This window comes from Protofrankia sp. CiP1_Cm_nod2, from assembly GCF_920664355.1.
Taxonomy (GTDB): domain Bacteria; phylum Actinomycetota; class Actinomycetes; order Frankiales; family Frankiaceae; genus Protofrankia.
In genome coordinates this window covers 1-4,957 of sequence record NZ_CAKKTL010000322.1, presented here as the reverse complement: position 1 = coordinate 4,957, position 4,957 = coordinate 1, and the positions used below count along the sequence as shown (strand labels likewise).

Here is a 4,957-nt window from a genome sequence, read left to right as displayed (position 1 = left end):
GCCCGCGGGCGGGCCGGTGCCCGCGGCGGCGGGGCCGCGGGTCGGGATCGTCGGCCTCGGCCGGGCGGGCAGCGCCCTCGGGACGGCGCTGTCGGGCGCCAACTGGCCGGTGGTCGCGGTGCACGCGCGTTCCGCGACGGCCCTGGAGCGGGCCCGGGCCCGCTTCCCGGCGGCGTCGATCGGGACGCCGGCATCGGTGGCCGAAGCATCGGATGTGATTATTCTTACAGTTTCCGACGATGCGATCGAAGATGTCGCTAGAAGCATCGCCGCCGCCGGCGTCCTACGGGCCGGGCAGGTCGTCGCGCACGCCAGCGGACGGCACGGCACGGGCATCCTGCGCCCCGTGCTCGCCCACGGGGCGCTGCGCGCGGCAGTACATCCGATCATGACTTTGAGCGGTGCCGACGACGACGCGAGCCGGCTGGTGGGCGCCGGCTTCGGGGTGACCGCTGACCCGGGAGCCCGGTCGGTCGCGAACGCCCTGGTGACCGCCGTCGGCGGCCGGGTCGTCCCGGTGCCCGAGCAGGCCCGCACGGCCTACCACGCCGCCATCGTCCTGGGCGCCAACTACCTGGCGACGCTGGTCACGGCCACGGTGGAACTACTGGCGGCTCTCGGCGTCGACCAGCCGGCGGACGCTGTCGCGCCGCTGCTGGAGCGGTCGTTGCGCGGTGCCGTCGAGCGTGGCCCGGCGGCGCTGACCGGCCCGGTCCGGCGTGGGGACGCCGGGACGGTGCGGGCGCACCTGGACGCCCTCGCGGCGCGTGACCAGGCGGTGGCATCGGTGTACGCGGCCCTGGCGGCCCTCACCGTGGACCAGCTCGAGCGGGCGGGGCTGGGCGGCGGCGAACCGGCCGGTGGCATCCGCGACGTCCTCCGCGCGGCCGGCGGGCAGGGCCCGGCCCCACAGAGCCCTGGCACGCGGAGCTCCGTCATGCAGAGCCCTGGCACGCAGAGCTCCGTCGGGCGGAGTCCCGTCACGCGGAGTTCTGCCGGGCAGGGCCTTCACGGACGGGAGCCCCACGGGTGAAGAGCCCGCGCGGACCGGACGCCGACGGGCGGGGCGGGTACTTCGACGGCACCGGACACTGGTCGGCGGGCCGGTGCCGCCACCGGTACGCCCCGTCGGGCAGTTCGTCGGGCAACTCGTCGGGCGGCTGCGTCGGCAAGCCCGAGCGGTAGCGCCACCGGGGAGCGGCCGGGGCCGGCCAGGGATCGGCGGGGGAGCGGCGGATCCGGGCAGCCGGTGGGTCATTGATGCTGCCGTTGGCGGTTCTGTGAGTAAGGTGTTGCGATTGGTGACCACGTGTGGTGGGAACGCTCCTGGTCGATCCGGGCGTTGCTATGGACGCAACCCTCGAGACGACAGGACACCGACTCCATGTCCCACCGCCACTTCAACGGGCTGAAGACCGCCGTCCTGCTAGGCGTACTGTCCGCGGTGATTCTGCTTGTCGGCTCTCTGTTCGGGAGCCATGGCCTGCTGATCGCCCTCATTTTCGCCCTCGGTGTCAACGGCGTCTCGTACTTCTTTTCGGACAAGCTGGCCCTGCGCGCGATGCGGGCCTATCCCGTCAGCCAGATCCAGCAGCCGCGCCTGTACGCGATCGTCCACGAACTCGCTACCAGGGCGCGGATGCCCATGCCACGGCTCTACATCAGCCCGACCGCGGCACCCAACGCATTCGCGACCGGCCGTAACCCACGCAACGCCGCGGTCTGCTGCACCGTGGGAATCCTGGAAATCATGGACGACCGCGAGCTGCGCGGGGTCCTGGGCCACGAGCTCAGTCACGTCCACAACCGGGACATCCTCATCGCGTCCGTCGCCGGGGCGCTCGCGAGCGTCATCGTCTACCTGGCGCATTTCGCGCAGTTCGCGGCCCTCTTCGGGCTGGGCCGTGGGGACGACGAGGACGGTCCGGGCCTCCTGGAGATCATGCTGTTCATCGTGCTGGGACCGATCGCGGCGGCGGTCATCCAGCTCGCGATCGGCCGGGCCCGGGAATACCAGGCCGACGCCTCCGGCGCAACGCTGACCGGCGACCCGCTGGGCCTCGCGCTCGCGCTGCGCAAACTGCAGGCTGCCACGGCGGCCCGGCCGCTGCCGCAGAGCTCCGAGCTGGCGCCGGTGTCCTCGCTCATGATTGCCAACCCGTTCCGGGGCGGTGGCCTCGGCCGGATGTTCAGCACCCACCCGCCGATGGAGCGTCGGATCGAGCGGCTGGAGGAGATGGCCCGGATCGACCCTTACCGTTGAATCCGAGTGAGGAGGGGTCGTATTCTGAAAATGCCTGAGCCACGGGTCCGGTACCTCCCTGGGCTACCGGTCGGGAACCTCAGGGCCCAGACCCCGTAGGCGCGCAACCGCGGACTCGCGGCGAGGCAACCCCCCAGGCCTCGCCGTGCGGCACCCCGCCCGAAACCCCCCATCGGGCGGGGTGCATCCTTATTTGCGGAATATGCCCGGTTGTCGATCATCCAGCCGCTGTTTCGGCAGGCTAGCGGTAGTTGACGAACTGGAGCGGCACCCCGAAGTCGGTCTCCTTGAGCAGCTGGATAACCCGCTGAAGGTCATCCCGCTTCTTGCCGGTGACGCGCAGCTGGTCCCCCTGGATCTGGGCCTGCACCCCCTTCGGGCCGTCGGTCCGGATCTTCTTGGAGATCGCCTTGGCCTTGTCGTCGGCGATGCCCTGCTGGACGGTCACGACCAGCCTGTGCTCCTTGCCGGACTGAGTGGGCTCGCCGTGCTCCAGAGCCTTGAGCGAGATACCGCGCTTGACCCACTTCTCCTGCAGGACGTCCAGCACCGCCTTGACCCGTTCCTCGGTGTTCGCGGTGAGCAGGATGGACTCACCCGACCACGTCGCCGACGCGGCCGTGTCGCGGAAGTCGAAACGGGTCCGCACCTCCTTGGTGGTCTGGTTGATCGCGTTGTCGATCTCCTGACGGTCGACCTTGCTCACGATGTCGAACGACGGGTCCACCACGACGAAGCGCCTCCTCGGTGTCTGCGGTTGTCTGTCACTGCCTGCCGCGTTGCCTGTTCTGCCCGTTCTGGCAGCCTGTCGGTCCGTCAGGCCGCCTGGTCCGCCCAGCCTGCCTGGTCCGCGGGACCGCCCGCTCCGCGGGCTGTCTGCCTGCCTGCCGGTCGCCCCGGCTGCCCGCGGCCCCGGCGCGGACCGGTGTGCCCGCGGCCCGTACGCCGCGCGGGCACACGACGTCCGGGCACGAGTCTGCCCGGACTCCAGCATGGCTGGATGGCCGCGGTCGACGAGAGCCAAAGCCGGCCTGCTCATGCTTTGTCGCGGCTTCGCCATGCCCGCTCGCCGCCGGTTCGCCGCCGGCTCGGTGCTGGCCCGGTGCCAGCCCGGTCTGCCCAGGACGGCGGACGACCGGGGATGGCGTCCGCGGTAGGAGGGGGGCGTCGAACGGCTCGCCGCATCCCGTATGCTGTCCACCAACGGCAGGTTGCCCGAGTGGCCAAAGGGAGCGGTCTGTAAAACCGCCGGCTCAGCCTACGTTGGTTCGAACCCAACACCTGCCACCACCCCCGGATCCACCCGGAACATGCTGTGCCACAGGCCCTGGAGAGCACTCCAGGGCCTTTCTCAGGCCCGCGACCGGTCCCGGATGATCATGGCTGTTGCCGGTAGCTCGTGCACAATTCATGCACGCGATCATTGGTCCCCGCCGAGGCGCGGCGCCGCCTCGGTCCGCTCCCGGGCCGCGACGTCGTTGCCGTCGACGCGGGGCGCCGGCTGGGCCCGAAAATGCGGCGATGGTGACGTCTGCGATCAGTCTTCTGGTGATCTACACCGCTGACCTGGCTGCCTGCGAGGAGTTCTACCGTGGGCTCGGGCTGCGCCTGGTGCGGGAACGCCACGGCCCGGGGCCCGAGCACCTGGCCGCGACCCTCTCGGACGGCGGCGTGCTGGAGTTCTACCCCGCTCGGTCGCAGCCGCCGACCGGCCGTCTGCGGCTGGGCCTCACGGTGGATGCGGATCCGGGCGCGACCGGTCTCCAGCTGCCACCCGGCCGCCATCTCCTGCGGGACCCTGACGGGCGCACGGTGGACCTCCAGGTGGTCGCCCGGTAGCGGAACGCATCCATATCGCGATGTTTCTTCACCGCGTTTCTTCACGGCCCCTGCATGGACGCCGTCCTGGGGCAGACGTTCTTCCGGCGCGGGACCATTCTTCCGGCACGGGACGGCGAGCTTCCACCCTGATGACCGGCGCCGGGATGGATAGAGTCCGCAGGCATGGGTGATACCGGCACGCTTGCCGCCCGCGTCCGGGCCGCGTCCCATCTGACCGGGCAGTTCCGGCTGCGCTCCGGCCGGACCAGCGGGGAGTACTTCGACAAGTACCTGTTCGAGGCCGACCCGGTGCTGCTCGCCGACGTCGTCGACGCGATGCGTCCGCTGCTGCCCGTGGCCACCGACGTGCTGGCCGGCCTCGAGCTCGGTGGGATTCCGCTGGTCACGTTGTTGTCCCAGCGCACGGGGCTGCCGGCCCGGTTCGTCCGCAAGAAGGCCAAGGAGTACGGCACCTGCCGCACCGCCGAGGGCGGTGACGTCGCGGGCCTGCGGGTCGTCCTGGTGGAGGACGTGGTGACCAGCGGTGGCGCCGTCGTGGAAGCCGCCCGGGTGCTGCGGGAGCAGGGCGCTCTCGTCGAGGACGTCCTGTGCGTGATCGACCGCCAGGAGGGTGGCGGGGAAACTCTCGCCGCCCTCGGCCTCACCCTGCATCCGGTCCTCACCCGCGCCGAACTGGACGCGGTCGCCTGAGGCCGGGCGTGGGGCCGTCCGAGCTGTTCGTCTACGGCACCCTGTGCTTCCCGGAGGTTGCCCGGGCCCTGCTCGGCCGGCTGCCGTGCTCGCGGCCGGCGGCGGCCGCCGGGTGGCGGGCGGCGGCGCTGCCCGGTCGGGCCTACCCGGGCCCTGTCCCTT

The 4,957-nt window shown here is 71.5% G+C and carries 6 protein-coding genes and 1 tRNA gene; 6 read left to right on the top strand and 1 reads right to left on the bottom strand.

Annotation, left to right across the window (positions count from 1 at the left end):
- Together NBW84_RS22620 and htpX are read left to right on the top strand one after the other, a co-directional pair.
- Positions 1-1,033: Rossmann-like and DUF2520 domain-containing protein (locus NBW84_RS22620; RefSeq protein ID WP_445548544.1), on the top strand; the 1,033-nt coding region annotated here is incomplete at its 5' end.
- 351 nt (positions 1,034-1,384) lie between these two features.
- Entirely contained in the window at positions 1,385-2,263 is an 879-nt protein-coding gene (gene htpX / locus NBW84_RS22615) for a zinc metalloprotease HtpX (protein WP_250287238.1), read from the top strand.
- 241 nt (positions 2,264-2,504) lie between these two features.
- Here the strand turns inward: htpX and NBW84_RS22610 are convergent, their stop codons facing one another.
- Positions 2,505-2,993 (bottom strand): YajQ family cyclic di-GMP-binding protein, encoded by a 489-nt coding sequence (locus NBW84_RS22610; RefSeq protein WP_250287237.1) that lies wholly within the window; start codon positions 2,991-2,993, stop codon positions 2,505-2,507.
- A gap of 475 nt (positions 2,994-3,468) precedes the next feature.
- On the opposite strand from NBW84_RS22610, the gene NBW84_RS22605 reads away from it, so the two are divergent.
- The 4 genes from NBW84_RS22605 to NBW84_RS24645 form a co-directional block, all read left to right on the top strand.
- Positions 3,469-3,553, top strand: a tRNA-Tyr gene (locus NBW84_RS22605).
- Between the two features lie 231 nt (positions 3,554-3,784).
- Positions 3,785-4,102, top strand: coding sequence for a VOC family protein (locus NBW84_RS22600; RefSeq protein WP_250287236.1), 318 nt, complete (start codon positions 3,785-3,787; stop codon positions 4,100-4,102).
- Positions 4,103-4,267: 165 nt separating this feature from the next.
- Complete coding sequence (pyrE, locus tag NBW84_RS22595; RefSeq protein ID WP_250287235.1) at positions 4,268-4,795, top strand: orotate phosphoribosyltransferase; 528 nt, start codon at positions 4,268-4,270, stop codon at positions 4,793-4,795.
- Positions 4,693-4,957 (top strand): gamma-glutamylcyclotransferase (locus tag NBW84_RS24645; protein WP_445548822.1); only part of this gene is annotated, 265 nt, incomplete at its 3' end. The genes pyrE and NBW84_RS24645, both read left to right, overlap by 103 nt.

Coding starts and splice junctions, on each gene's coding strand:
- NBW84_RS22600 (WP_250287236.1), top strand. CDS start 3,785: ATGGTGACGTCTGCGATCAGTCTTCTGGTGATCTACACCGCTGACCTG.
- htpX (WP_250287238.1), top strand. CDS start 1,385: ATGTCCCACCGCCACTTCAACGGGCTGAAGACCGCCGTCCTGCTAGGC.
- pyrE (WP_250287235.1), top strand. CDS start 4,268: ATGGGTGATACCGGCACGCTTGCCGCCCGCGTCCGGGCCGCGTCCCAT.